Below are 26,631 nucleotides of genomic sequence, written 5' to 3' on the forward strand. Positions count from 1 at the left end.
AGACGGGGGTAGCTTTGTGAAGAAAGCATGTATCCGAATATCATTGGCTTCTTTTATCTTGATGATGTTTTTCTTACCGGCAGCAAGTGCCGAGACTTTACAGGATCAATTGAACAATCTGGTAGGTCCCAAACAAAAGTACAATACTATGCTCTCACCGGCATATTTAAGAACCAATGAAACGATTGACGAAATTAGTCCTCAGAGTGGTTCACTAACCATCACTCAGACAGATTATGTCCTGCCTGGCAAGAACGGATTAGATCTTGAATTCAAACGAATCTATAAGAATGAAACAGCGAATGTGCAAGAGATGGAAGTGAATTATGTAGACGGAGCGTGGGTAGACAGAGCCTTCTCTTACGCCAAAACCTCCTCCTTCTATGAGGATAGATATAACCTTGGTATGGGTATGCGCTTCTCCTTCCCGAATATTGAAGTGAAGGTCAATTCGGACGGCTCCAGCCATAAGTTTTTGCATACAGACAGCGGGGATGTGTATCGCCTTAAGCCTGCGAATCAGGATGGGGCTTATGTATTTTTGCCGGAGGGCCAGACTGTGAAAGATGTGGTAGTCCGTGAGACTGCCGCTTATCACAATGGACAAGCAGACGGAACCTCCAAGTATGTAATGACAGGCAAGGATGGGAAGAACACCTATTTCGCCGAAGACGGCCGGATCTTGGGTATCGTGGACCGGTATGGCAACACTATTAATTTTCAGTATGAATCATTGAATTATTATATGGATGGTCATTCCATTAACAAGAAGCTGATCTCCAAAATTACGGATTCAGTGGGGCGCGATACAACGATTGAATACAAAGAGGATTTCAATTACACAGTAGGCCCGATCAGCATTGATTCTTCTGTAAGTGCGAACAACTATTATAACGCATCGCAAAGCCCCAATAACACGGATTCCGGAGACCTAAAGGGTAAGTTCCAAGTGATTGTCCATCTTCCGGGAGATAAAAGTATTGTGTATGACAAGTCAGCGGCGCTCGTTAATGATTCCAAGCATGTTATACGGACCCGGCTGCAGAGGGTGTATGACACGGATGCGAAACCGAAATTCATGTTCTGGTATGAACAGCCTGATCTGGGCTTCACCTACTTCAATAAAGATAAATATTCTGCGTATTCCCGTTACGAGAATCTTGTACTGGTAGATGAAGTGAAGAGCAATAAGGCGAAGAGCTATGTATACAACACCTACACTAAACGGTTGAACGAAGGCAGTATGCAGTACAGAAAGATTTTTGAGAGTAATGATCTGATCAAGAAAGGGTTCGATCCTGCCAAACCCAACTTTCTGGATAAATTCGTAACCGATACCTATAACAAGAAGACCTACACCTATACCAATGAAGCTGACGGGTACGGCACGGCAGACTATAAGCAGGATGATAAGGCCTATCTTAAAGATACATACCGTTATTACACAACCATTACAGATGTTAACGGCAGCACTGTGAAATATACATACAACGGTAATCAGGAAATGATTCTCACTGAGAAGCTGGGAAAGAATCACAAGGAGACCGTTACCAGTGAGCATGATGAGCTGAAGTTGGTCAAGAAACAAGAGACGCTTATCTATCAAGTAGCTGGCGGACAGGCTACAGGTGAGCCGGTTCATAGCATTGAGAACTACCGTTATGATGAGTACGGCAATATGACCAGTCATACCGGACCCATTGCTGAACGTGACAGCAAGGGTTATCCGGTGAACAATGAACACACCGAACTATTTACCTATGATATTAATAAATATCATATTCTGACCCAGAAGACCTGGAAGCTGGATCAGAATAGGGCGGCTCAGACCAACTATGAGCTTGACAGTAAAGGCAATGTAATTAAAGAGAGCAAAGCAACGAATGATCCGGCGAATCCCTGGCTAGTCACAGAGTACGCCTATGATTCCTATGGCAATCTGATCCGTAAAACGGCACATGACCGTTCGCAGGATTTCACCACGTACTATGAATATAGTATCGATGCCAATGGTACAAATACCAAAGGGGCTTACCTGACCAAGCAATATCAGCAGGCGGATGGCAAGACTTATGCCAAAACCTACGCCTATGATATGCAGACCGGCAATATCCTTAGTGAGATCGATGCGAATGGCAACAAGACATCGTATCAATACGATGCAGTGGGCCGTGTACTCAAGAACATCAGACCGGATAATAAGGCGCTGCAGTACGAATACCTGGAGAGCCCGTATGCCAACTTCAAGATCCAGTACACGGATGCGGGGAATTACAAGTATCTGAATGAGTATGATATTCAGGGGAATTTGTTGAACCATAGCATCAATAGCCAAGGTACATGGGAGAGGTTATCCTCCCTGCAATATGATGCTTTTGGCAATCTGACTAAAGAAATGAATAGTAATGGACACAGTACTCGCTATACCTACGACAGCAATCAGCAGATTGTGGAGAAATCCTTCTATGACAATGATAAGGCGCTTAAGGCAGCTGTGAAAATTGATTATCAGATCAATTCTTCTCCCCAGTTTCCTATGCTTATGACGATTACGAATGAAGAAGGCTATGGTAAAAGGTACTACTATGACCTTGAGAGCCAATTGATCAAGCAAGAGGTTACGCCGGATCGTCAGACGTATTACGCCTCAACCTTCACTTATGACTATGTCGGCAACCTCATAACAGACACTGACGAAGGCAAACATACTACACTTTATACTTATGATGCCTTGGGAAGAAAGATTAGCGCCACTGATGCACTGGGTAACACGACAGAATATGGCTATAACGCGATGGAGCAACCGGTCTCCGAGAAAGCTCCCGGCGGGAAAATCACAGAGTGGATCTACGATGGATTGGGTAGAAACACCATTCAAAAAATATATCAGGCGGGAACTTCGGATTATTTCTATACAAATAGCCAATATGATGCGGTGAATAACAGAATTAAACTTACGCAAGGGCTATATTCAGCAGGAGCTAACAAGGACTCTTCAATAACCTCCTTTTCATATGATTCGCTTAACCAAGTGACAGATCAATATGTCAGCCTGGACGCTGCTAACCGTTCTCACACATCTAACGAGTATGATGCAAACGGGAATAAAACTAAGACTGTAGAATACGCAGATTCAACTGGCGCTAAACAGATTGTACAGAATTATCAATATGATTTTGCCGGAAACATAACGTCAGAGACAGGATCATCCAAAGAAAAAGGGGAGGACGGATCACTTGTAGAAAGAGGGGCCTATCAGACCTTAAACGAATTTGATCTCGAAGGAAACCTTCTGAAGACGAGGCGATTCAATGGTACGGGTTATGATACTGAGGAGAATACGTACAATTATAGAAATCTTAAGGTATCTACCTCCAAGCCTTTTAATGACAAGGGGCCTAGAATCAGCCGTTATCAATACGACAAGTCCGGCAATCTGATTGCTGAGACGTCAGTAATTGATGGAACAGAGCGGACAACCTCTTATACTTACGACGGATTAGGCTTCGCAACTGGGACAACCGATCCTTTGGGGAATTCAAGCCGTTATCAGTATGATACGATGGGCAATTTGCTAAAAACTGTGGATTCAAGATATTCTGCTCTTGCTATGGAACAGGCTCCTGGCATTGAGAATATATATGATGCAGAGAACCGGTTAATAAAGACTATTGCCTTTGACGGAACCAATCGTGAGGTCATTGCTTACAAGGAATATGATGGTAGGGACAACCTTATCAAGGATGTCGATGGAGAAGGGTATAATGCTACTCATCCAGAGCAGTCTATAGGTCTGTTATATCAATACAATGTTGTTGATAAGCCTGTTGAAATTATTTCAGCCCAGGCTGCTTATGAAAACAAACAGCAGGGCATCGGGAAAATCGGCAAACAGCTTATCTATGATGGTTCTGGTAACGTATTGAGCGAGACGGATGAGCTTGGTCATACTACTTCATATCTCTATGATCTTGGAGGCCGTTTGAAGCAAACAACCTATGCTGACGGCTCACGTACAACGGTTGACTATGATCTTACAGGTAAATGGGTCACTATTAACACGGATAAGTCAGGCCAACAGACCAAAAGCTACAATACTATTTTTGGCTCTCCTTACCTAATAGAATATCCAGACGGTACCTCTGAGTCTTTCCGTTATTCATCGCAAGGCGAATTGCTGGAAAGCACAGACCAGAATGGGAAGTCTATTTACTACGGTTACGATTTAGCGGGTAATCAAATATCCAAAAAAGAATATATTCGTGCGGATCAAACCAATACGTATTACCGGTTTACCCTAATGAAGTATGATGAAGCTGCTAAATTGCTCTCGACAGAAACCTTTCAACTCATTGTCTCTAATAAAAATGGAGCCGTAACTCAGACCAGCATGGGGGATCTTACTCAGCAGATCTATGATAAGGGCGGAAGAGTTATTCAGGTTACAGGACCGTTTGGCAGAGAGAGTAAACAGGATTACGACCGTGCCGGGAATGTGATTACGACTTATCAAAAGAGTAGCGATAATAACTACGATATTACACGGAACAGCTATGACTCCAGATCACGCCTTACCAAAAGTGCTTTACTGGTTAAGACTGCAGATATCAGTGCAGGTTTTTTACCGGGTGCTGTTTTTGACAATGAATATGTGGACCGTCTGGAGGCAGCAACAACCTATACCTATTCTAAGAATGATCAATTGTTAAGCCAGAGCGATGCTAAGGGGAACACAACTTCATTCGAATATAATTATAATAAGCAGCTGCTGAAGAAGACGGATGCTATGAAAGGTTCAACACTATATCAATATGATGCTGCGGGCAATGTTCTAACCGAGACCAATTCCATTGGAATGCAAACCCGCTATGAGTATGATGCACTTGATCGTGTGCTGCGTAAAAGTCTGCCCGCTGCAGACGGCGGATTGGCTGTAACACGATACATCTATGACTTAAGTGGTAATCTGATTCGGGAAATCTCACCTAATCAATACAAGAAAGAGCTGGATAGTACCAATCAGGTCTTGAGTATGAAGGGGATGTCGTATACGTATGACAAGATGAACCGCAGACTATCCACAGTATCTCCTGAAGGGACGGTCGTGGAATACCTCGAATATGATGCTAAGGGACAGATGTCCAAAAAAGTGGATGGTCTCAGGTACTCAGGCAATATTGGCTCTTCCAAAGGTACAACCTATTTATATGATGGGCTAGGCCGGCTGATTAAAGAAACCAATGTTCTGGGCGACAGTAAACGGTATGAATATGATGTGCTTGATCATTTGCTGGCTCGAACGGATGAACGGGGCAACACGACTTCATATGAAGTCAATCCTGACGGAACACCTGCTAAAATTATTTATGCAGATGGTGGGTTTTTCAAGTATACCTTTGATAAGCAGGGCAGAAAGACTTCCGAGACCAATCCGCTTGGAGCAGTAACTACTACCAGCTACACTTCATTTGGCAAAGAAAAGGTTGTAAAAGACCCCTACGGGTATACAGTTGAAAACAAATATGATCTTAACGGAAATCTGGTGTCGGTAAAAGATCAAGCAGACAGCATAACCCTGTTCAACTATGATGCCGGAAACAGGCTCATCGAAAAGAAATCACCGCTTGCACTCGATGAGAGCAGAAATGTGATTTACGCTGTAGAGAGCTTCCATTATGATGCGGCAGGAAATATGACTAAGAAGATTGTATCGGGATCAAAAGAAGATTCTGCTAACCGGGAAACTACTTATATCTATTTCGATAACAATCTGCTTAAAGGCGTCATTGACAACAGCGGTGCCAGCTCATCCATGGAGTATGACAAGAATGGTAATCTCATCAAATCAGAAAAGTTGAGAGATTCCGATCTCAAGGATGTGGAGCAGTATGAGTATGATTCCCAGAACCGCATGGTGAAACGGATCGGGTGGCTGGATAAGGCCAATGTTGAAGGTTATTCAGCTCTGCCTAATCTAGCTAATCTAATTGATTCAACCTATCCGGATAGAATCATGCAGATTACAACTTACAGCTATGATGTGCTAGGCAACAAAATTCAAGAAGCAGATCCTAGAGCGAACGGATTTTTGTCCACTGATTCAGCTAACCGTAAGGCATACACTGTAAATTATACCTATGATGCTATGAACCGCGTGGAGAAGGTCATTCGTGCTCTAGGTTCAACAGAGATTGTAAGACAATACAACTATGACGCGGCCGGAAATAAAATTTCGGATAAAGATGAGAGGGGATACGTAACCAAGTATGCGTATGATCCAGTTAACCGGATTACTGTAGTTACTGATCCAGAAGGAAACAAGTTTACAACAGCATATGATCTGGCAGGAAATAAAATTTCAGATACCAATGCCAAGGGCTACAGTATGTCATACACCTATGACAAATTAAATAGAGTATCTCTTACCATTGACCCATATGGTACAGTGGTTGGCAAGAAGATTTATGATGCGAAGGGCAATATGGTCAAGAGCATTGATGCTAAAGGCTATGCGGCAGGAGAGACCGATGGCTCCCGGTATGGAATTATTTATCATTATGATTTAGGCAATCGTGTGACTGCTGCTATTGATCCGGTATTAGCTAGTAAAAATGGTACAAGTAAATTCACTACTGCTTATCAGTACAATATCTACGGTAACCTTATTCAAAAAACGGATGCTCTTGGTAACTCTATTCGCTATGAATATGATAATGCTGGACGCTTAACTCAGGTTACTGATGCGCTGGATGTGGAGGTCAGCTATAGCTATGACCGTATGGGCAACAAGCAGTCCATGAAAGACGGAAGAGGTAAAGTTACGCAATACCGCTATGGATCTTTTGGGGTGCTGCAATCCGTCACGGATGCTGGCAATGCAACCATCAGTTACACCTATGATCTGGCATTGAACAAACAGCGTATGATCGACCATGAGGGGAATAATACGGTATATTCTTACAATAGTCAGAATCTGTTAACTGAAATGAAAGTGGCGGAGACAGGGGACAAAATTAACTATAGCTATGACGAAGCTGGAAATCGGACTGGCATGAATGACGAGAGTGGAACGTATAGCTACACTTATAATTCCCAGAATCAGCTGCTCCAGATTAGTAAAGACAGTAAGGTTCAGATCAAATACACTTACGATGTAATTGGAAATGTAGAATCGGTAACAGACACCTTGAGCTACACCACAACTTACCAGTATGACAAGTCCAGCCGGATGGCCCGTGTTGACTATGATGGTAAAGAAACTGCCTATTCCTATGATAAGAATGGCAACCGTACGATGGTACAGTATGAAGATGGCCTCAAGGAGGTCTATACGTACGATCTGAACAATCGTCTGCTAACCTTAACAAACAAACGGAATAATGGTTCTGAGATATCCAGTTACCGTTATACCTATGATGATGCTGGCCGGCAGATTACCAAGACAGATAGTTTTGGATCAACTGCATACAGCTACGATGATGCTGGCCGTATTAAGCAGGTAGAGTCACCGGGCAAGACGACGGTCTATGCCTATGATGGGGCAGGAAACCGGCAGTCTATGCTGGAGACCTATACCTCGCTGCAGCCTAGCAGTTATATCTTCCCGGATACCAAGCAAGCACTTCAGTATAAATTGAAGAAGAGTGAATACCTGTATTCTTCAAGTAATCAGTTGATGAAGCTTGAAGAGCGGATGAGCGATACATCAGGGAAGGAGTTGCTGCTCAAAACTGTAGATTATCTTTTTGATAAGAACGGGAATGAGCTTAGCCAACGGACAGCCTATACCCAGCCTCATACAACAGCAATGCACCAGTCTACCGGGGGAGATACTTACGAGGCACAGACTAAAGAAATTAATAGTCTTATCGAAAAAGTAACTCAAGCCTATGACGGGTTCAACCGTTTAACGAAAGCTGTCAAGGTGAAGGCGGGAGACCGGACAACTGTAAATTATGTTTATAATGGAGACGGCTTACGGGTAAAGAAAACGGTAAGCAGTGCTAAAGCAGGGAAAATAGCAAAGGAAACGAATTATGTATATGACCGTCAGCATGTGATTCTGGAGATGGACGGAAGCAGCAAACTCAATGTCCGTTACATCCGGGGCATTAACTACATTGCCAGAATGAATCAGGCTAAGGCATATACCTACTATTTGTTCAATGGACACGGAGATGTTGTGCAAACTGTATCATCTGCAGGAGAAGTACAGAACCAATATGACTATGATGTCTTTGGTAATCCTACTTTAAGCATCGAGTCCTATTCGGAATCCATCCGTTATGCAGGAGAGTATTATGATGGGGAGACAGGGCTGTACTACCTTCGGGCACGTTATTACGATCCGTACATCGGGCGTTTCCTGTCAGAAGACAGCTACTGGGGGGAAGACAATAACCCGCTCAGTCTCAATCTCTACACTTATGCCAATAATGATCCGATCCAGTATATCGATCCGACTGGCCACAAAGCCACGGCAAGCTCCATTCAAAGCCAGATCAACCGAAACGACGCTGCTGCGGACCGCCAAGAGCATCTGTTTCTGGCTAAGCAGAAGGCGTCCACACCGCCTCCAAAACAAGAGCCGCCAGCACCAACGAAGCCTGCACAGAATTCGAAGAAGTCTGCTTCGTCGGCGCCAGCAAATAATAATAAAGCAACTCCACCAGCCACGGTAACAAAGCCGCCGGCAACATCAAACAGTGGCTCAACTAGTAGCTCACGTCCATCGGCATCTGGAAGTGCAGCGGCGGCTGCAATATCAAAGTTGCAGCAGAAAAATACAGTTTTGGCAGCAGATCTGAAAAAAGCAAAGAAAGAAGAACAAGTTGTCCAGGCAACTAAAGCAGTCGTGAAGAAAGATCCAGTACCTGTTAAGTCTGCTGCAAAGAGCTCGGGCAGCGGCTCTGTGTTTAATGCCGTTAAAAATGGAACGAAGAACTTAGTTGTAAATACGTTTAACCTAATGATAGGCGACGATGCTAAGCTTGCTTTCGGCAAGGACAAATCGTTCCTACAAAGAAGTGCAGGTTCTGCTAACTTGCTGCTTACTGCCGCTACTTTTGGTGGGTCTGCAATTGTTAAATCTAGCGTTAAAGGTACTATCCAGTTAACGGAAAAAGTAACAGCTAAATTTTTCACATCAGCTGTGGTAAAGGATGCAGCAGAAATAGCTGGAACTAAGGCAATCCAGAAAGCAGCGCAGCAAACTAGTGCAGCAGTAGGGAATCAGACTGTTCAGGAGATGTTGTCGAATAGCCCGAGTGGGCTGTATAGTAAACTGAGACAACAAGGTATTCCAACCACTCTGACGAATGATGAGGTTAAGGCGGCTAATTCGGTTAATCTTAGGATGCAGGCTGAGGGGACGAGTAATGCTATTAATCGGTTTGATGGTGGTCCAGTCCATATCCCCATGGATGCTGATAGGTTCAATAGGATGAAAAATGCTTTTGAAAAGCAAGGTGGTCTGATCGTAAAAGAAGATGAGGCACTTCCACTGTTGAATTATCATGGGGTTGAAGCATCAACTTTAGATGCAACTACTATAGCTTTTAGGCCCAATCCTTCTACATCTGCGGTGTTTGAAGAATTTATTCATGCAACTCAGTACAGAACTGGAAGAGCAAACGGCTCAAATATTATTCAAATGGAGATTGAGGCGAAGGAAAAGTTGATTAACTTTAGAAAAGCATATAGAATACCGAATTCTGAGACTAGAGATACAATTCAACAACTCAGAGAATACAGACAAATGTTGAAGAAATAAAAGGCGGTGAAGCGTATGTTTTCTATAAATGTTGAATTTTCAATGTATATAAAGAGTGTGAATATTGTTGTAATAACTGGAAAGTACCTTGGCGAACTTACAGGGGATTTACTGGTAGATGCAAACAATACTGAAAATGAATATGTAATTAATAATGTTGTGCATATGGGCTATAAAAATCCACAAATGAATAATGACACTATTTCTTTAAATCTTAAACCAAACGGGTATGAAGCAGAAGAGTTAGTAGGTAAATGTTTAATAAGTCCCGATTAATTTCTTGAGAACCCTGATTGGCTTTATGCCATTCAGGGTTTTTCTTTTGGAGAGGGCTACCCTATGCTGAATGAACCTAATATTCAACCAATAAAAAGAAATTACTTATTTAAAGAGATTCTAATTTCATATCTGCTCACCGTTAGCGAAATTCCTTTTCTATTACTTTTCACAACAGCCTAAATTCATTATAAAACTCAATCAAGCCGTCCCGCTTCATCTATGCCAGCTCTCTGGATAGGGCGCTGCGGTCTGCGTCCAGATATTCGGCCATCGCTTCCCGGTCAAAGGGGAGTGTAAAAGCTTCGGTTCCAGCTTCACGCCTAACTCTTGTTAAATAAGTTAAAACCTTATCTCGAATAGTCTGCATAATCAGACAATCGTTCCGGTCATGCAGTTCTAACGCCCGTTTGGCGACACTATCGAAAAAATTGTTCGTGTGTCTTACCGAACTTTGTGCAAGGGCTCAATATGTTTTGAATAGGAATAAACAGCACCTCAAGCGGTTCTATGGCCTGTACTTTCACAGGGAATTTATGTTATTCATGAGAGGCTTCACGTTGCGTGTGCAACATCATTTTGCTTTTTACTATACTATATTAATGACTCAACTTTTTTCGCTTGGGACATTTCAAGAAATAAACTCATCAGGCATGAAAGTCCGTAGAATAGCATTTCACCACCCCTATAGCCAGAGAGAACTTGAACCATTTGTATCCTGAAATTATTAGGAGAGTGACAAGTATGAATAAGGATAAACTTTTTCAAATATTAGTAGACCCATCGGCATCAGATGCGGAAAAAGATGATGCAGTGATTGAATTAGGAGAAAACTTTCAAGATGATGAGACAGTGGAGTTTTTAATCAATGTGTCAAACGAAAGTGACTGTAATGAAATGATTGCAGGAAGTTGCGGCGAGTCAATCGGTCAAATTTGGCTTACGATACAAAGGATAAATTATGACATGTTGTCTCAGTTAAAAGGTATTGCCTTAAAAGAGGTGCTATCCTTAATTAAAGCACAGCGCCCGGAGTGGTACAGAATATATTTGGAATTGTTTCCTCAATAAATTATAGCTAAAGCACTTTGGGGGGGCCACAGCCATTTCATGGCTTATGGGACACACCCTCTATTTTTTATAAATAGAAAGTCATCCCCAATATCATCCAATCAAAGTTAAAAATGCTGAAATCCCCCATAATGACTACCCCACATAAGCGACCACATCAGCCCTGCTTTCCTTTAGTGAAATTCCTTTTCCATTGTTTTTCACAACAGCTTAAATTCATTTCTATAAAACTCAATCAAGCCGTCCCGCTTCATCCATGCCAGCTCTCTGGATAGGGCGCTGCGGTCTACGTCCAGATATTCGGCCATCGCTTCCCGGTCAAAGGGAATTGTAAAAGTCTCCGTTCCCGTTTCACGCCTAACTCTTGTTAAGAAAGTTAAAACCTTATCGCGAATAGTCGGCATAATCAGACAATCGTTCCGGTCATGCAGTTCTAACGCTCGTTCGGCGATACTATCGAAAAGATTGCCAAGTAATTGTTCGTGTGCCCTACCTAACTTTGTGCAAGGGCTCAATATGTTTTGGATAGGAATAAACAGCACTTCAAGCGGTTCTATTGCCTTTACTGACATTGGGCATCTTCGTCCACGGCTGGCTGCTGTGAGAACAGCGGTATATCCGCCCGGGTAATGGAGGGATACAATAATTTGTTTTCCTGTGGGGCTTAATTTCGTACTTTGAGCAGTACCTTGCAATATGATGCCGATGTCATCAACGAAATCGCCCTCCCGGACTACCATCTCATCTTTTGTATATTCTTTCTGTGTGGCTGACAGACAATTAAGCATTTGGGGAATATCATCTGGAGCAATCCCTGAAAATAAACGTGATTGACATAGGGAATCTAAGTTATTCATGATAAGCTTCACGTTGCATGTGCAACATCCTTTTTCTTTTTACTATACTATATTAATCATACATACACACGAAGTTAGCCACCTTGCCTAATGTCAGAACGGAGGAAGAACCATGCAAGCGAAAGAAGATTCAATCAAAGCGAGAAACCGGTTGTTAGCCACCAAGGTCATTAAAAATCTGCAAAGTAGAAAATTTGAAGCTTATTATTGTGACAACGCCATTGAAGCTGCAGAAAAGGCACTATCCTTAATTCCGGAACAGTCTTCGGTATCTTGGGGCGGGTCCGTCACGCTTGAGGAAATCGGGCTTCTTGACCGGGTACGTCATGGCAGCTATACCATCATTGATCGTGATACAGCGCAAACGATGGAGGAACGTTATGACCTCATGCGCCAATCTCTTTTGTGCGGCACTTATTTAACCAGCTTCAACGCCGTTAGTGAAGATGGGATACTGGTCAATATCGACAGTGTGGGCAACCGGGCGGCAGCGATTACTTTTGGACCGAGAAGTGTGGTTGCTGTCGTTGGGATGAATAAGGTGTGCAAGACCGCTGAAGACGCAGTGATCAGAGCCAGAACCTATGCCGCCCCCATTAACGCAAGCCGTTGTTCGAGTTCGTCCAGCCCATTCTTACATTCACCGCAAAAAACGCCCTGTCTGATCAATGGTGCATGCGCAGATTGTAAATCGGATGATTGTATCTGTTCTTACATCGTCGAAACCAGAATGTGTAAGACAGCGGGGAGAATAAAGGTTATTATTGTTGGCGAATCTTTGGGATTTTGAATTTTGAATAAGGATTAATAGCGGCTTTAGGGTAGGAGAATCTCATCTATCCCAAGCCGTTTTTTCTATTTGGTAGGAAAAGTTGTTCTAAAGTTAGACTGAATAGCAGACTCAGAATATACTGATAAGAGCAGCATTAGAAAAAAGTTCGGAGGCAACCATTCAAATGACAACTGTGCGAAAACAACTGGAGCGGACGATAGATACAGAAGACAGAATAATCATGGCCCATTACAATGAGTCAACAGTCCGGGTGTATCAGGCCTATAATCACAAAATTGCAGATGAGGTATCAGAGCTTGGGCAATTCGGGCCTTCTTTTAAAATTGATCGAATGACTTGGATCAAGCCTTCTTTCTTATGGATGATGTACCGGTCGGGTTGGGCGACCAAAACGGATCAGGAGCGGATATTGGCGATTGATATCACCAGAGAGGGCTTCAATTATATTTTGTCACAGGTAGTCCTGTCCTCATATGACCCTGACTTGTATGCTTCCCAAGAGGAGTGGCAGACGAAGTTACAAGCTTCCCAAGTGAGATGTCAATGGGACCCGGATAGAGATATCCATGGGAACAAATTGCCGCGAAGAGCCATTCAGTTAGGTCTCAGGGGCGATATGGTGCATAAATACATCCACGAATGGATAGTAGAAATCAATGATATTACTGAGCTTGTAATCGATACCAGAGAGGCTATACAATCCGGGAAGTTCAGCACGGATCTGCTGCCGAAGGAGACCCCGTACTATGTGGAGGATGCTATTCAAAGAACTTTAGGGATACTTAAGTAAAATTCTTATAGTTTTCATTTTAGGGGCTAGAAAAGTGAAAGTTATTAATGTTTAGGCAAGTTTAGAAATTTAAGTTAAGGGGAAGTGGCGGAGGGGAATTTTGGAACTGGAGGAGCGGTAGCGACCGCCTTTGTCACCGGATTTCTACCTCTAAGAGCGTATAAAATCAAGAAATCTGGGGACAACAGCGGCCGGAAGTCCAAAACTTCTCTGGAGTCACGGCCAAACCCTAACCTAAAATCATTAGTTCAATCAATATACTGTAATTGCACAAAAGACAAGGAGAACCCATGAACATTAGAGTGTTGATCGTAGAGGATGACCCGATGGTGGCGAAGTTTAACCGGCATTATCTGGAGCAGGTTGCGGGCTTTGAGTATGCGGGCTGGGCGGCGACAGGGGATGAGGCAATGACGATGCTGGAGAAGGAGCAGGTCGATCTGGTGCTGCTGGATATATATATGCCGCGTGTCAGCGGGCTGCAGCTGCTCTCTGCTCTGCGGGAGCAGGGGAGCAAGGTGGACATCATCGTGATCTCCGCCGCCAGCGACAATGCCAGCATCCGCAAGGCGCTGCAGAACGGGGCTGTGGATTATTTGATCAAGCCGTTCGAGTTTGCCCGGTTTCAGGCGGCCTTGTCGGCGTATCGTGAAGATTATAAGCTGATGCACAAGGAGCATCTCAGCCAGGAGCAGCTGGATAAGCTGCTGCGGCATTCGCTCGGGACGGAAGAGGAGAAGAACGCTGCCCTGCCGCTGCCTAAAGGACTTGCCGAAGGCACACTGGAGAGCATCTGGAGCACGATTAACCGGCTGGAGAGCCCGGTATTCTCCACGGAGGATATCAGCAGCCATGCGCCCATCTCGCGGATCTCAGTCCGCAAATATCTGGCTTTTCTGACGGAGGCAGGTATTCTGGAGATGGAGCTTAGCTATGGTGCGGTAGGCAGGCCGGTGTATATGTATAAGGTGAGGCCTGAAGGGCATGAACTTATCCGTAAATATCTATGAGCGTTCTCTAAATAAAACGGAGTCACGGTTGTCCCAAGGCTGTCCCAGGCGTTCCATGACTCCATATAGCCGTCACAATAGCTGTGAAGGTTATTAAGCTATGCCATACATAAGCGTGCGCAGAATCAATCGAAGGCCTGCTGCAGAGCCAGCGGACTGAACTCGTTAATGATTTTATAGGCTACCAGGTGCGGGTTGTTCATGTCATTGTCGTAGATAATCATGTGATGCTTGCCCTTCAAAATAATGTCGAACCGCTGCTTCCGGTCGGCCTGCACGATGGTAAGGTAATAGCTGTACTTGTTGTCTGTATTGACATTGCGGGCGGATTTCATCAGGCGGACACCAGAGAAATCATCGTAGATCCGCTTAATTGCTTCCGGATCGGTGATCACAATATCCTTCTGTTCACCGGGAACAGAAGACAGGCGGGTAATTTCCAGTGCAGCGATATCTTCCAGACGGATGGTTCGGGCAACTACTCTTTTGAATGAAGTATAGCGGCTTGCGGTGTAGCTCATCAGGGAGACACCGGCTGCTGCCAGAACAGCACCGGCCAGCCAATATTTTTCGCTTTTTTCCATAGTTTCTGCTCCTCCTAGTGATACGGTTGTATAAGCTCCAATTATAAATCTATAACCACATTCAAGCAAATTCACTACCTTTATTTACTTTATCATTTCTTTAATTACTAAATATTCTAGTCGGGGCTCCTTCAGGTTATGATGATTGTGAAAATATGCACAATGACAATTGGAGGAGAACAGAATGAACAGAAAGAGATGGGGAAGTCTGCTGGGCAAGGGGTTGTTGCTGGCAAGTCTGGTGGTATTGCCTGCCTGTAACAGCACCAAAGGGGAGTCTACGGACATTGTAATTATCGGCGGCGGCGGAGCGGGGATGACCGCAGCACTTGAAGCACATAGCCAGGGAGCCAAGGTCATTCTGATAGAGAAAATGCCGATGCTTGGCGGCAACACCGTCCGCGCGGAAGGCGGGCTGAATGCGGCAGGAACACCCTATCAGGCAGCGGCTGGCATCAAAGACAGTCCGGAGCTGCATTTCGAGGATACCATGAAGGGCGGCAAGAATCTCAATAACCCGGATCTGGTCAGAACGCTTACGAACGGTGCAGCGGCTTCCGTGGAGTGGCTGAAGGAGAATGGAGCCGAGCTGTCTGAAGTGGGACGCGCAGGCGGGGCAAGCGTGAACCGGATTCACCGTCCGAAGGGCGGCGAGGCGGCCGGAAATTTCATCGTCGTTGCGCTGAAGAAGAAGCTGCAGGATGAGAAGATTGACGTAAGAATGCAGACGACAGCCAAAGAGATCGTCAAGAATGATGAGGGTGTAGTTACCGGAGTGAAGGTGACCGACAAGGAAGGCAAGGAGTACACGATCAATGCCAAATCTGTGATTCTGGCCGCCGGCGGTTTCGGAGCCAACATGGAGATGATCAAGGGCTACCAGCCGAAGCTGGAAGGGTTCTCCACCACTAACCAACCGGGCGCAACCGGCGATGGTACAACGATGGCAGAGAAGATCGGCGCCAAGCTGGTAGACATGAAAGAGATTCAGATTCACCCGACCACCATTCCGAATCAAGGCGTGCTGATCACGGAAGGTGTACGCGGAGACGGTGCAATTCTGGTCAATAGCGAAGGCAAACGATTCACCAATGAACTGCTGACCCGCGATGTCGTGTCCCAGAATATTCTGGCCCAGTCCGGCAAGGTAGCTTACCTGATCTTCAATGATGCGCTGCGTGCGAACCTGAAGGCAACCGAGGTTTACTTTGGAATGGATCTGGTCAAAGAAGCGGCAACACCTGAAGAATTGGCGGCACAGATCGGTGTAGACGGCAAAGCACTGGCGGATACACTGAATACGTATAATGGCTTCGTTGCTTCCGGTAAGGATACAGAGTTTGAACGGCCGGATCTTGAGCTGTCTTTTGAAAAGGGAAAATATTATGCAATTCAGGTAACACCGGGAATCCACCATACCATGGGCGGCGTAGCGATTAACACTCAGGCTCAGGTGCTGGATACCAAGGATCAGGTCATTGCCGGGCTGTATGCTGCGGGCGAAGTAACCGGCGGGGTACACGGCGCGAACCGTCTGGGCGGTAATGCACTGGCAGACATCACTACCTTCGGGCGGATTGCAGCAGATGAAGCTGTGAAGGCACTTAAGCAATAGGAACTTTCAGAGGGAGGAATTACTCATGCACAAGTGGACAAAAACCTTGCTGTTCTCTGCCCTTGCGGCTGCAACAGTCCTTACGGCGGGATGCTCTTCATCTTCCGGCAAGTATGTGGACGGGACCTATGATGGAACAGGCAAAGGGGTCAAGAGTGATATTAAAGTGGCGGTAGAAATCAAGGATGAGAAGATCGGCGCCATTACCGTACAGGAGCATAAGGAGACGCAGGCGATGATCGATGCGGCTGTAGAGAATACGATTCCTGAAATTATTGAAAAGCAAACCACAGAAGGCGTAGACGCCCTCTCCGGGGCTTCCGGCTCCAGCGGCGGGATTATTGAAGCGGTGACCCAGGCGCTGGAACAGGCCAAGAAGCAGTAAGCTATCATTCAATTGCTTATAAAAGAGTTGTGGTCATATCACCCGAGCAAGCCCAGCCCTCCTGTCTCCGGCAGAACGGCTGGGCTTGCTTCATTGTTTCATCCCCTAAGAAGCGATCCTCGGGAGTAGCTTTACAAATTCTGATTCAACTAATATAGTTCGAATGGTATAGGAACATGGGACATGAAGGGAGGTCTTCGCACCAGTGGCCAGGAAAAAAAACTACAGTCTGCGCACAATGATTGCCGTCATGGTGTCTGCCGTTGTCCTGCTGGTATTGCTGATTTTATATTTTATTTTCCGGAATCAGATTATTCCACAGACCCGGCAGGCGCTGGAGGATAAGGCGATTACGATTGCCCGTACTATCGCCCTGATTCCGCTGGTCTCGGAGGGGCTTAGTGAAGGCAACAGCAAGGAGATTCAGGACTACACCTCAAGGATCGCCCGCCGCAATGATATTATGTTCGTGGTAGTGACAGATATGAAGGGTATCCGCTATTCCCATCCGGATGCCTCGCTGGTCGGACTGCCCTTTGCGGGAGGCGGCCAGGAGATATCGCTGCGCGGAGGGGAGAGCATCTCCGAAGGGGCAGGGCCGCTCGGCAGATCATTGCGCGGCTTCGTGCCGGTCTATAACAACCGGGGACATCAGGTGGGTGTGGTCATTGCGGGTCTGTCCCTGGAGCGGGTCGAGCGGCTGGTCCTGCTGAATGAGTGGACGATTATTGCGATTCTGGTCTCGGGAGCCTTGCTTGGAGCGGGAGGAGCATTCATTCTGGCGGCCCAGATCAAGCGGATGGTGTTCGGGATGGAGCCGGAGGACATCTCCAAGCTGCTCCAGGAACGCAGTGCGATGCTGGAATCCACGCGCGAGGGAATTATTGCCGTAGATCAGCAGGCGCGGATTACCATCCTTAATATGGAGGCGCAGCGGCTTCTGAGGGCAGCGGGGATTGGCGGGAGCGCGATGAACCGGCAGATTGCCGAGTTTTGGCCGGAGCTGGGTCTGGAGCGGGTATTGGCTGAGGGAGAGGGAATACAGGACCAGGAGCTGGAGCTGGGAGACAGCTCTTTATTAGTGAACAGCCTGCCAGTCCGGGTGAACGGTAACATTGTTGGCGCGATTGCCACCTTCCGGGATGAGACCGAGCTGGCTGTGCTGGCGGAGAAGCTGTCGGGAGTCTCGGTCTATGCAGAAGCGCTGCGCTCCGGTGCCCACGAGTTCATGAACAAGCTGCATGTCATTATGGGCATGACCCATATGGGCCTGTATGATGAGCTGCAGCAATATATTCTGGGAACGGTAAGCAATTACCAGAAGGAGATCGGGTCGATCACGAGACAGATCAAGGACCCGGTGATGGCGGGATTTCTGCTGGGGAAGCTGAGCCGGGCACGCGAAGCGGGGATGGAGCTGCTGCTGACCGGAGACAGCTATTTGCCGGAGCCGGCTGATCCGCAGGTGATTCATGAGCTGATTACGATCGCCGGCAATCTGCTGGATAATGCCCTGGAGGCGCTGGGGGAGCTCCGTGAGCAACCTGTGAAGCGGGTGGAGCTTGCTTTTCAATATGAAGAGGGGCGGCTGCTATGCGAGGTAAGCGACAATGGTCCGGGAATTCCGGCGGGCCTGGGGGAGAAGATCTTCGTTCAGGGCTACTCGTCCAAGGGTGAACAGCGGGGAATTGGCCTATATCTGGTGAAGAAAAGTGTAGACAAACTTGGGGGTCATCTTGAGCTTGCCGCCGGCTGTGGGTCGGGAGCGCATTTTATCGTGGATGTGCCTTATGAGGTGAAAGAGGAGGAGGGCGTGTGAACATTTAGGGTCCATACGCCTGCTTACTTTAGTTACAAAACTCTTTAATAACTTACGGAAGGTTCCACAAACCGCTTCTTTGGCGCTATGATAATTGTGAAAATATGCACAAGGGGGCACAACTCACATGAATAAGAGATTAACAGCGGCGCTTATCCTCATTCTCTCCGTGATGCTGGTGATTGCAGGCTGCGGAAACAACAATGCGGGCAACAGCAAGAATGAGAGCAAGGAAGCGGGCAGCACGGCTACAGAGCCGGCAGCAACCACTGCACCAACAGAGAAGGCAGAGGCCGTGTCGGGAGCATCCGAAGCGAGCTATACTCCGTACGATCAGTTAAAAGATAAATATGATATCGTCATCGTCGGCGCAGGCGGTGCGGGAATGTCTGCTGCGCTGGAAGCCAAAGCGGCCGGCATGAACCCGGTCATCTTAGAGAAAATGCCGGTAGCCGGCGGCAATACTACTAAATCCTCCTCGGGGATGAATGCCTCGCAGACCAAGTTCCAGAAGGAGCAGGGCATCGAAGACAGCAACGAACTATTCTATGAAGAGACCCTTAAGGGCGGACATGATACGAACAATAAGGAGCTGCTGCACTTCTTCGTGGATCAATCCGCAGGTGCCATTGACTGGCTCGATTCCATCGGAATCCGCTTGAACAATATTACAATTACCGGCGGTATGAAGGAGAAGCGTACCCATCGTCCGGAGGACGGCTCGGCCGTGGGACAATATCTTGTAGCCGGACTTGTCCGCAATGTTCAGGAGCAGGGCATTCCGCTGTTCGTCAATGCGGATGTGAAGGAGCTTACGGTACAGGATGGTAAGGTGAACGGCGTGAAGGTGCTGTTCAACCAGGCCGATGACAAAACGATCAGCGCAGCAGCAGTTATTGTAACTACCGGCGGTTTCGGTGCCAACAAAGAGCTGATTGCCAAGGTTCGCCCGGATCTGCAAGGACTGGTAACGACCAACCAGATTGGCAGCACCGGCGACGGCATTGCTATGATTGAGAAGGTTGGCGGAACTACAGTCGACCTGGATCAGATTCAGGTTCACCCGACCGTACAGCAGGAGAAATCCTACCTGATCGGTGAAGCGGTCCGGGGCGAAGGAGCTATTCTTGTATCTGCTGAAGGCAAGCGCTTCGGCAATGAGATGGATACCCGTGACAAGGTGACGGCTTCCATTAATACACTTCCTGAGAAATCCGCTTATCTCGTGTTCGACGCCGGAGTGAAATCCCGTGTCAAGGCGGTAGATCAATACATCAAGATGGGTGTCGTCAAGACCGCAGATACCATTGAGGCACTGGCGGATCAGATGAAGGTTCCGGCCGCTGCACTTAAAACTACCGTGGATACATGGAACAGTGCGGTGAAGAGTAAGTCGGATGCCGAGTTCGGCAGAACTACCGGTATGGATAATGATCTGTCCGGTGCTCCGTATTATGCGATTCAGATCGGCCCTGGGATTCACTATACGATGGGCGGAGTGGTGATCAACACCAACACTGAGGTCTTGAACAAAGACGGCAAGGCGATTACGGGTCTGTTCGCGGCAGGAGAAGTGGTCGGCGGGCTGCACGGCGAGAACCGCATCGGCGGTAACTCGGTAGCCGAGATTATTATCTTCGGACGGCAGGCAGGGATCAAGTCGGCTGAATTTGTAAAAGCGCAATAAGCTATTCTTCTTCTATATATCGTTAATTACCATAAGTGTTCAATCACAAAAAGGGATGCTCCGCAGCCATCAGGCTATGCGGGCATCCCTTTCTATGTTGCAGCTCTCTCTGATGCCGCAGTCTCCCTGAACCAGCTGCCCTTAAGACAGTATCGCCGGGGAGGGCGCAGGCTTCGGCGACCGTGTCAGCGAGAATAGCTCCAGCTCCGGGCGGCTCTTGCCGGCCAGCGTATCTGCAAGCAGCTCGGCGGCAATCATACTGTAGACCGTGCCGTTCCCTCCATAGCCTTCAATGAAGTAGCAGTGCGGGAACTCAGGGTGCGGTCCCATATAAGGCAGCCCGTCATGGGTGGAGCCGAAGACCGCTCCCCAGGAATATTCAGCCTTGATTCCTTGCAGTTCCGGGAACAGGGCTGTAACCTCCTCGACCAGACGCTCACACTGGGAGAGAACCCTAACCTCACGCCGCTCCACGCTGGTAAGCTGCTCATCCTTGCCGCCGGCAATAATCCGGCCTTCCGGAGTCGTCCGGAAATACAGATAAGGCCGGGCCGTTTCCCAGAGCAGACTCTGCTCATGCCATTTCGGAAGTTGGGGCAGAGGCCCGGTCATAATGGCATAGGTGTTGATCAGCTCTGCTCCCCGGTCCTTCTTCATCTCTTGGGTCTCGTACCCCATAGCAAAGACAACCTTCTTGGCAAAAATCCGCCCTTGCCCGGTATGACAGATCACGCCGTCTTCATTGTACTCATAATGAAGGGCTTCGGTATGCTCATAGACCCGGACTCCGCCGGAGTGCGCTTTATGAATCAGGCTGTGTACGGTGCGCAGCGGATTCGTCTCCGCATCTCCTTTGGAATATAGCGCACCTGGCTTGGAGAAGGCATAATGGGCACGGATCTTCTCCTCCTCCCAGAATTCCGAATCGAAGCCGTGCTTCACCAGATTCTCATTCTCCAGCTTCAGCATAGCAACATCTTCCGGCGTACTGGCATACAGCAGACTGCTGCGCTCAATAATCTGCGGATCGATATCCAGCTTGCCGGGCAGCTCAAGAATCGCACGCATGCCTTGCTGGCAGAGTCTGTAGAACAGCACGCCATTCTCTTCCCCGAAGGTATTCATACAGGCAGTCAGTGATTTGTCATTGGCGATTTGCAGCAGGCCCGTATTGGCGTGGGAGCTTCCGGTGCCGACCGTTCTTTTATCGATAAGAACAGTATCTGCTCCACTGAGGGACATGCGGTAGGACATCATCGCTCCGCCCATCCCGCCGCCAACAATGAGACAGTCGCAGTTAATATCTTCTTCCAGCACCGGATATACCGGAGGCTCAGGCAGTGTGTGTTCCCAGGGCAGTTGCCCGCTGACGAGTTTCATAGATCTGTTCGCTCCTTTGTGTCATTCAGAGTAGTATTATTTGCGCTATTGCAGAGTCTCATGCGTCAAGACCCTAAGGATTATTCATTAAGTGTGAGCTTGCTGAATGTGCCTTCCGGCACATAAACAGCCTCCTCCGGAAGCATACTAAGGAACGCTTGAACAACCAGAAGGAGGGATTACCGAACATGCAATCTAACCAAATGCAGGCACTTAGCGGAAAAGAATTGGAATACATTTCCGATTCCATTTCCAATGAGGATTTGCTGATTAAGCAGCTAGCGGCTACAGCCGGAACCACTCAGAATTCAACCGTACAGGGGATCTGCATCCAGCAGATTCAGAGTCATACCCATCACATGGATATGCTGGTCCAGCTGCTCCATCAGCATCAGCAATACGCACCATCGCAGCCGCAATAACAGGCAGTACCCACAAACTTTGAAGGAGGTTTTACTGTGTACGCACAGAATGGAACGCCGTTTATGGCGGATGAAGATTTACTCTACACGATTTTGGCCGATTTGAAGCGGACAGTCCGCGAGTACACCACAGCAGCTACAGAATCGAATTGTCCCGCCGTCAGACGGGTATTCAATGATTTGACTATGGATACCCTCAGAATTCAGGGTGAGCTGTACATGCAAATGTCGCAAATGAACATGTATACTCCTCCGGGCAAAGCGCTGCGCCAGGATGTGGACAAGCAGATTCAGAGTGCCCAGCAGACCCAGCAGAAGCTGCAGCAGTTCGTGCGTGAGAAAACAGGCGGGGCTGGAGCCTATAACCAGAACTCGAACGTTTCGCAGCATCAGCCGAACGTCCAGCAGCATCATAACGGTTCCTATTATATGTAACCCTGGCGGTGGCCCTGTGAAGCATTAGAGCGCTTACCCGGCCATGCAGGAGAAAATACAAAGGGAATGTATCCAGATAGCCCCGCCCCGGCGGGGTTATTTTGTTTGCAGAACGGTACTTTTCATGTCATATTAATACTAAACTCTTTTTTGCAGGAGGCCCTAAGAATGAATGAATTGAAGAGGAAAGTGCTGGAACTGCTCAAGGAGGACGCGCGAAGCTCGACTGCTTTAATGGCGACCCTGCTTGGTGCGGAGGAAGAAGATGTGAAGACTGTTATTGCTGAAATGGAGCAGGACCACGTCATTGTGAAATACGCGACGGTTGTCAATTGGGACAAAGTCGATGATGAACGGGTGACGGCACTGATCGAGGTACAGATTACACCGGAACGGGGCCGCGGCTTCGAGGGGATTGCCGAACGGATCTATCTGTATCCGCAGGTTAAATCCGTCTATCTGATGTCTGGTGCTTATGATCTGCTGGTGGAAGTGGAAGGCCGCAATCTGCGCGAGGTCGCTAACTTTGTGTCTGAGAAGCTGTCGCCGATTGATGCAGTGCTCTCTACCAAGACTAATTTTACGCTCAAAAAATACAAACAGGACGGTATCATCTTTGAAGAGCATGAGGAAGACAACCGTCTGATGATATCTCCGTGAAGGATGTAATGTCATGATCATTAATAACGCACAGCACACAGGAGATAAAGGAAAGTCGATGAACTCTTATTTGGCCCCGCTGGTCCAGCAGATTCAGCCTTCGGGCATCCGCAAGTTTTTTGATCTGGCGGCAGGCAGCAAGGATATTATCTCGCTGGGTGTCGGCGAGCCGGACTTCAAGACACCCTGGCATGTCAGAGAGGCCTGCGTCTATTCGCTCGAACGGGGCTTCACCGGCTACACCTCCAATGCCGGAATGCCTGAGCTGCGCGAGGGTATTGCCGAGTATCTGGAGACCCGCTTCGCCGTGAAGTATGATCCGGCGAATCAGATTATCGCCACGGTCGGCGGCAGCGAGGCTATTGATTTGGCCCTGCGTGCCCTGATCTCTCCGGGAGATGAGATTCTGATTCCCGAGCCATGCTACATCTCTTATTCTCCGATTACGGCTATCGGCGGCGGTATTCCGGTAGGCATTGAGACCTTCGGGAAGAACAACTTCAAGCTGACTGCCGAAGATCTGGAGGCCAAGATCACCCCGCGCTCCAAGATTCTGATTCTCTGCTATCCAAGTAATCCGACGGGCGCCATCATGAGCCGTGAGGATTGGGAGCCGATTGCCAAGGTGGTCGAGAAGCATGATCTTATCGTCATCTCCGATGAGATTTATGCCGAGCTTACCTATGGAAGCAATCATGTCAGCTTTGCTTCACTGCCGGGCATGCTGGACCGGACGATCCTGGTCAGCGGGTTCTCCAAGGCCTTCGCCATGACCGGCTGGCGGATGGGCTATGCCTGCGGCCACCCGGACCTGATCTCTGCCATGCTGAAAATTCACCAGTATACCGTCATGTGCGCGCCTTCGATGGGCCAGGTGGCTGCACTGGAGGCACTTACCAACGGAATGGAAGAGAAGGACCGCATGACAGATTCGTATAACCAGCGCCGCCGGCTGATTGTCAAAGGGCTGCGGGAGGCGGGACTGGAGTGTCATGAGCCGCAGGGTGCCTTCTATGCATTTCCGAGTATCCAGGCCACCGGCCTGACCTCTGACCAGTTCGCCCAGCGTCTGCTGCTTGAATATAAGGTCGCCGCCGTTCCGGGAAGTGTCTTCGGTCTGGGCGGGGAAGGCTATCTGCGCTGCTCCTATGCAACCTCGGTGTCCCAGTTGAATGAAGCGGTTGAGCGAATTGGGGCATTTGTCTCACAGCTGTCCCGGGAAGGGGCCTGACAAGGCTCGACAAAGAAGTAAATCGAACTATAGCCGATCACCTTCTGATATGGTATTATTTTACTCTAAGGACAAGAAACACCTGTAATACACTTACATGGACCTCTTATTCCGGAATAAAGGCGCTTCATATCTGGTTGCATAGAACTACACAGTTCTTATCTGGATGATGCGCAATACTTTTATCAGGAAGGGTGATTGTGCTGAGCGCAGATTATTACTTATCCTCCTATGGCGGGAAGTGTGGTTCCGGAAGCGGGCTGCCTCGCGCCAAAGGAGATGCGAATGCACGCAGGCTCTCGCTGGAAGATGAAATTCAGATGCTCCGCAGCAGAATGGAACAGCTCTTTATGCAGGAGAAGTCCTTTACCTCGGATAATGTAATAGCAATCAGCAGCTTGCTGGATCTCAAGATTAATGAGTATATGAGAGGCCGTCCCCGCAAGAGCAATTAATACAGCAGAATTATACGAAGCGGATGTCTTCCTTTGGGGGGATGTCCGTTTTTTTGTTCATTAGGAAATTATGAATTTCTTTTGTTATGGATAAGTTGTCTATGAAAACCGGACACAAGGTGCCAGTATGGAAACCGAACAATTGGTGCTGCTGCGATGAGAGATGGGCCCCATACTACCTAAGCCCGTAACACTGTATAGAAATCCTGCAAAATGTGCAACAATACCGCCTTATAGAAGCGCCCGATGCTGAAATCCTGCATGAAATGCAACAAAGTCAGCGCTAAGCAGCTCTAAACACCGGAATTCCTGCAAATGATGCAACAATACGCCGCATCTCTTAACATTTTTAGAGAAATCCTGCAAAATGTGCAACAATGAGTCTAGCTAATTCCAAAATGATCCTGTGCTCATGAAGTAAGATTAATAAAAATTTGCCAAGGCGGAAAGGCGGGGGTTTTCTTTGATCAAAATATTCAAAAGCGAGGCCGGCAAAGAACAGGTTCTAAGGTCCTATAACGAGCTTCTTGACGCGTGGGGGACGGAATATCAGGAGCTTGATGTGGAGACCCCTTATGGGACAACCCATTGTATAACAGCGGGGGAGCCGGAGTTACCGCCTTTGCTTCTGTTCCATGGGGTAGGCGATAATTCGGCCGTGATGTGGCTGCTGAATATGAAGGAGCTGTCCCGTCATTTCCGCTGCATTGCGGTAGATACGCTGGGAGGACCGGGGAAGAGTGTTCCAGGTGAGAGGTTCAATAAACGGATCTTTGACCAGGTCGATTGGATCAACAAGGTTGCTGACGGGCTGAAGCTTGAACAATTCTGTGTGGCAGGTGTGTCGAATGGAGCGTATATGGCCTTCAATTACACGGTGAACGAGCCGGGAAGAGTGCTGAGGGCTGCCTGCATGGAGGGAGGAATGGTCACTGCTCCAATTAAAAGCATGATACATACGCTAATGATGATGTTCCCGGAGATTCTTATCCCTACACGCAGCAATCTGCTCAGGGCAGCCCGCAAGCTCAGCTCCCCGGCCTCCGGCCTGTTCGACAAGCATCCTGAAGTCGGGGAGCATCTGGTGCTGTTAATGCAGAGCCATAACCAGCAGGCGATGTTCGCCCATAAGCTTCAGCCCTACGAACAGGAGAAAGCGGTTATGTTCCGGGATCAGCTATACTTCCTGCTGGGAGATTATAAGCTGAAGCAGAAGCGGGAGCTCACTGGAACACTGGACGCTGGCGGGTTCCGCTACACGGTTATCCCGGACGCCGGTCACGGCGTGAATCATGAGCAGCCGGAGAGGGTGAACCGGGAGCTGGTGGCTTTTTTGAAAGGGAATGGAGGCAGAATGATTATATAAAATAACCCCCTGTGTCCGAAGGG

General features: G+C 47.6%; 20 protein-coding genes. 16 read left to right on the top strand and 4 right to left on the bottom strand.

Annotated elements, in window-relative coordinates:
* Positions 1-16: 16 nt before the first annotated feature.
* Both NST04_RS31590 and NST04_RS31595 read left to right on the top strand, forming a co-directional pair.
* A complete protein-coding gene (locus NST04_RS31590) occupies positions 17-9,772 on the top strand; it encodes an RHS repeat-associated core domain-containing protein (RefSeq protein WP_341187756.1) in 9,756 nt (3,251 codons plus the stop codon).
* Positions 9,773-9,787: 15 nt separating this feature from the next.
* Positions 9,788-10,048 (top strand): hypothetical protein, encoded by a 261-nt coding sequence (locus NST04_RS31595; RefSeq protein ID WP_341187757.1) that lies wholly within the window; start codon positions 9,788-9,790, stop codon positions 10,046-10,048.
* A gap of 220 nt (positions 10,049-10,268) precedes the next feature.
* Here the strand turns inward: NST04_RS31595 and NST04_RS31600 are convergent, their stop codons facing one another.
* Positions 10,269-10,418 (bottom strand): hypothetical protein, encoded by a 150-nt coding sequence (locus tag NST04_RS31600; RefSeq protein ID WP_341187758.1) that lies wholly within the window; start codon positions 10,416-10,418, stop codon positions 10,269-10,271.
* Positions 10,419-10,792: 374 nt separating this feature from the next.
* Between NST04_RS31600 and NST04_RS31605 the strand changes: the two genes are divergently transcribed.
* Positions 10,793-11,119, top strand: a complete 327-nt coding sequence (locus tag NST04_RS31605; RefSeq protein WP_341148988.1) for a hypothetical protein — start codon at positions 10,793-10,795, stop codon at positions 11,117-11,119.
* 200 nt (positions 11,120-11,319) lie between these two features.
* Here the strand turns inward: NST04_RS31605 and NST04_RS31610 are convergent, their stop codons facing one another.
* Positions 11,320-11,976: a Crp/Fnr family transcriptional regulator gene (locus NST04_RS31610; protein WP_341187759.1), complete on the bottom strand. Its 657-nt coding sequence runs from the start codon at positions 11,974-11,976 to the stop codon at positions 11,320-11,322.
* Positions 11,977-12,088: 112 nt separating this feature from the next.
* On the opposite strand from NST04_RS31610, the gene NST04_RS31615 reads away from it, so the two are divergent.
* The 3 genes from NST04_RS31615 to NST04_RS31625 all read left to right on the top strand — a co-directional run bounded on the left by NST04_RS31615 (position 12,089) and on the right by NST04_RS31625 (position 14,569).
* Positions 12,089-12,766 (top strand): lactate utilization protein, encoded by a 678-nt coding sequence (locus tag NST04_RS31615; RefSeq protein WP_341187760.1) that lies wholly within the window; start codon positions 12,089-12,091, stop codon positions 12,764-12,766.
* 166 nt (positions 12,767-12,932) lie between these two features.
* Positions 12,933-13,559 carry a DUF4291 domain-containing protein gene (locus tag NST04_RS31620; protein WP_341187761.1) on the top strand — a complete coding sequence of 209 codons (627 nt, stop codon included), beginning with the start codon at positions 12,933-12,935 and terminating at the stop codon, positions 13,557-13,559.
* Positions 13,560-13,849: 290 nt separating this feature from the next.
* Positions 13,850-14,569, top strand: coding sequence for a response regulator (locus tag NST04_RS31625; RefSeq protein ID WP_341187762.1), 720 nt, complete (start codon positions 13,850-13,852; stop codon positions 14,567-14,569).
* A gap of 125 nt (positions 14,570-14,694) precedes the next feature.
* Here NST04_RS31625 and NST04_RS31630 read toward each other — a convergent pair whose 3' ends face one another.
* Positions 14,695-15,153: a hypothetical protein gene (locus tag NST04_RS31630; protein ID WP_341187763.1), complete on the bottom strand. Its 459-nt coding sequence runs from the start codon at positions 15,151-15,153 to the stop codon at positions 14,695-14,697.
* 184 nt (positions 15,154-15,337) lie between these two features.
* Between NST04_RS31630 and NST04_RS31635 the strand changes: the two genes are divergently transcribed.
* The 4 genes from NST04_RS31635 (at position 15,338) to NST04_RS31650 (ending at position 20,659) form a co-directional block, all read left to right on the top strand.
* Positions 15,338-16,768, top strand: coding sequence for a flavocytochrome c (locus NST04_RS31635; protein ID WP_341187764.1), 1,431 nt, complete (start codon positions 15,338-15,340; stop codon positions 16,766-16,768).
* Between the two features lie 25 nt (positions 16,769-16,793).
* Complete coding sequence (locus NST04_RS31640; RefSeq protein ID WP_341187765.1) at positions 16,794-17,153, top strand: FMN-binding protein; 360 nt, start codon at positions 16,794-16,796, stop codon at positions 17,151-17,153.
* A 205-nt stretch (positions 17,154-17,358) separates the two neighbouring features.
* A complete protein-coding gene (gene dcuS, locus NST04_RS31645) occupies positions 17,359-18,972 on the top strand; it encodes a DcuS/MalK family sensor histidine kinase (RefSeq protein WP_341187766.1) in 1,614 nt (537 codons plus the stop codon).
* 127 nt (positions 18,973-19,099) lie between these two features.
* Positions 19,100-20,659, top strand: coding sequence for a flavocytochrome c (locus NST04_RS31650; protein WP_341187767.1), 1,560 nt, complete (start codon positions 19,100-19,102; stop codon positions 20,657-20,659).
* Between the two features lie 141 nt (positions 20,660-20,800).
* Here the strand turns inward: NST04_RS31650 and NST04_RS31655 are convergent, their stop codons facing one another.
* Positions 20,801-22,039, bottom strand: coding sequence for an NAD(P)/FAD-dependent oxidoreductase (locus tag NST04_RS31655; RefSeq protein ID WP_341187768.1), 1,239 nt, complete (start codon positions 22,037-22,039; stop codon positions 20,801-20,803).
* A 188-nt stretch (positions 22,040-22,227) separates the two neighbouring features.
* On the opposite strand from NST04_RS31655, the gene NST04_RS31660 reads away from it, so the two are divergent.
* From NST04_RS31660 to NST04_RS31685, 6 genes are all read left to right on the top strand, one after another.
* A complete protein-coding gene (locus tag NST04_RS31660; RefSeq protein WP_341187769.1) occupies positions 22,228-22,461 on the top strand; it encodes a hypothetical protein in 234 nt (77 codons plus the stop codon).
* A 36-nt stretch (positions 22,462-22,497) separates the two neighbouring features.
* On the top strand, positions 22,498-22,896 hold the full coding sequence (locus tag NST04_RS31665; RefSeq protein WP_341187770.1) for a spore coat protein: 399 nt from the start codon (positions 22,498-22,500) through the stop codon (positions 22,894-22,896).
* Between the two features lie 168 nt (positions 22,897-23,064).
* Complete coding sequence (locus NST04_RS31670) at positions 23,065-23,556, top strand: Lrp/AsnC family transcriptional regulator (RefSeq protein WP_036696743.1); 492 nt, start codon at positions 23,065-23,067, stop codon at positions 23,554-23,556.
* A 13-nt stretch (positions 23,557-23,569) separates the two neighbouring features.
* The gene (locus tag NST04_RS31675; protein ID WP_341019845.1) at positions 23,570-24,787 is read left to right on the top strand and encodes an aminotransferase class I/II-fold pyridoxal phosphate-dependent enzyme; all 1,218 of its coding nucleotides are present in this window, start codon (positions 23,570-23,572) and stop codon (positions 24,785-24,787) included.
* Between the two features lie 260 nt (positions 24,788-25,047).
* Positions 25,048-25,242: an aspartyl-phosphate phosphatase Spo0E family protein gene (locus NST04_RS31680; RefSeq protein WP_341188116.1), complete on the top strand. Its 195-nt coding sequence runs from the start codon at positions 25,048-25,050 to the stop codon at positions 25,240-25,242.
* Positions 25,243-25,705: 463 nt separating this feature from the next.
* A complete protein-coding gene (locus tag NST04_RS31685; RefSeq protein WP_341187771.1) occupies positions 25,706-26,608 on the top strand; it encodes an alpha/beta fold hydrolase in 903 nt (300 codons plus the stop codon).
* Positions 26,609-26,631 lie beyond the last annotated feature (23 nt).

It is taken from the genome of Paenibacillus sp. FSL H7-0756 (assembly GCF_038006765.1).
In the GTDB taxonomy this organism is placed as follows: domain Bacteria; phylum Bacillota; class Bacilli; order Paenibacillales; family Paenibacillaceae; genus Paenibacillus_AQ.

Coding starts and splice junctions, on each gene's coding strand:
- NST04_RS31595 (WP_341187757.1), top strand. CDS start 9,788: ATGTTTTCTATAAATGTTGAATTTTCAATGTATATAAAGAGTGTGAAT.
- NST04_RS31600 (WP_341187758.1), bottom strand. CDS start 10,418: ATGCAGACTATTCGAGATAAGGTTTTAACTTATTTAACAAGAGTTAGG.
- NST04_RS31605 (WP_341148988.1), top strand. CDS start 10,793: ATGAATAAGGATAAACTTTTTCAAATATTAGTAGACCCATCGGCATCA.
- NST04_RS31610 (WP_341187759.1), bottom strand. CDS start 11,976: ATGAATAACTTAGATTCCCTATGTCAATCACGTTTATTTTCAGGGATT.
- NST04_RS31615 (WP_341187760.1), top strand. CDS start 12,089: ATGCAAGCGAAAGAAGATTCAATCAAAGCGAGAAACCGGTTGTTAGCC.
- NST04_RS31620 (WP_341187761.1), top strand. CDS start 12,933: ATGACAACTGTGCGAAAACAACTGGAGCGGACGATAGATACAGAAGAC.
- NST04_RS31625 (WP_341187762.1), top strand. CDS start 13,850: ATGAACATTAGAGTGTTGATCGTAGAGGATGACCCGATGGTGGCGAAG.
- NST04_RS31630 (WP_341187763.1), bottom strand. CDS start 15,153: ATGGAAAAAAGCGAAAAATATTGGCTGGCCGGTGCTGTTCTGGCAGCA.
- NST04_RS31635 (WP_341187764.1), top strand. CDS start 15,338: ATGAACAGAAAGAGATGGGGAAGTCTGCTGGGCAAGGGGTTGTTGCTG.
- NST04_RS31640 (WP_341187765.1), top strand. CDS start 16,794: ATGCACAAGTGGACAAAAACCTTGCTGTTCTCTGCCCTTGCGGCTGCA.
- NST04_RS31650 (WP_341187767.1), top strand. CDS start 19,100: ATGAATAAGAGATTAACAGCGGCGCTTATCCTCATTCTCTCCGTGATG.
- NST04_RS31655 (WP_341187768.1), bottom strand. CDS start 22,039: ATGAAACTCGTCAGCGGGCAACTGCCCTGGGAACACACACTGCCTGAG.
- NST04_RS31660 (WP_341187769.1), top strand. CDS start 22,228: ATGCAATCTAACCAAATGCAGGCACTTAGCGGAAAAGAATTGGAATAC.
- NST04_RS31670 (WP_036696743.1), top strand. CDS start 23,065: ATGAATGAATTGAAGAGGAAAGTGCTGGAACTGCTCAAGGAGGACGCG.
- NST04_RS31675 (WP_341019845.1), top strand. CDS start 23,570: ATGATCATTAATAACGCACAGCACACAGGAGATAAAGGAAAGTCGATG.